Origin of the sequence: Massilia sp. CT11-108 (assembly GCF_047302915.1) — a bacterium.
Taxonomy (GTDB): Bacteria; Pseudomonadota; Gammaproteobacteria; order Burkholderiales; family Burkholderiaceae_D; genus Telluria; species Telluria orientalis.
The window spans coordinates 1-836 of sequence record NZ_JBKYMO010001044.1; the positions used below are offsets into that span (position 1 = coordinate 1).

Genomic DNA, 836 nt, shown 5'->3' on the forward strand with positions numbered 1-836 from the left:
CCCGCGCCACCCTTGATCGTGTGGAACGAGCGGAAGACCGCGTTCAGCGTTTCCTTGTTGTCGGGATCGCGTTCGAGGTGCAGCAGATGCTCTTCGACATTCGCTGCAAGATCCATCGCCTCGACGACGAAATCCTTGAGCATTTCATCCATTAGAATCCCAGATCGGCAAGAAGGTCATCGACACTGTCCTGGTCGAGCGCCGCGGACGGCACCGACGGACCCGACATCAGTTGCTGCGGCGGCTGCGGCTGTTCCTGTGCGGCCTGTTTCTGCGCCAGTTTTTCCTTCACGTCGGGCGGAGCGCTGTCCTTCAGCAGCTGGGTCAGCTCGTTCTCGACCGTCTTCGTAATCACGACCACTTTCTTGATCAGCTGGCCGGTGATGTCCTGGAAGTCCTGGGCCATCATGATCTCGAGCAGGCGCGCTTTCTCGGCTTCGGTCGCTTCCGACACGAGCTGGGCGAACTGCTTCGAATCGCCGGCCAGGGCCTTGAACTGTTCGATCGAGAGCTTGCCGGCGAACAGGTCGTCCCAGCGGTTCTCCATGTCCTTGGCCTGCTTGGACAGCAGGTCCTGGGCCGGCATGCCGTCGTCCAGGGTGTTCAGCACCTTGTTGGCGGCCTGTTCGGTCAGGGTGGCGACGTATTCCAGGCGGTCCTGGGCGTCCACGATCTGGGACGACGCCTCGGTCAGGGCCTTGTCGTAGCCCAGCTCGCGCAGCGAATCGTGCAGCAGGCGCACGATGCCGCCGAGGCGCTCGTACATCCCCTTGTGTTCTTCCTCGCCGCCCTCGGCCGGAGCGGCAGCGGCCGGAGCGGCCGGAGCAGGCACGACA

At 63.3% G+C, this 836-nt stretch carries 2 protein-coding genes; both read right to left on the bottom strand.

The annotated features are described in order from the left end of the window. Window positions 1-152: Hpt domain-containing protein (locus ACEN88_RS33010; RefSeq protein WP_413346512.1), on the bottom strand; the 152-nt coding region annotated here is incomplete at its 3' end. Then, window positions 152-836 (bottom strand): protein phosphatase CheZ (locus ACEN88_RS33015; protein WP_413346510.1); only part of this gene is annotated, 685 nt, incomplete at its 5' end. The genes ACEN88_RS33015 and ACEN88_RS33010, both read right to left, overlap by 1 nt.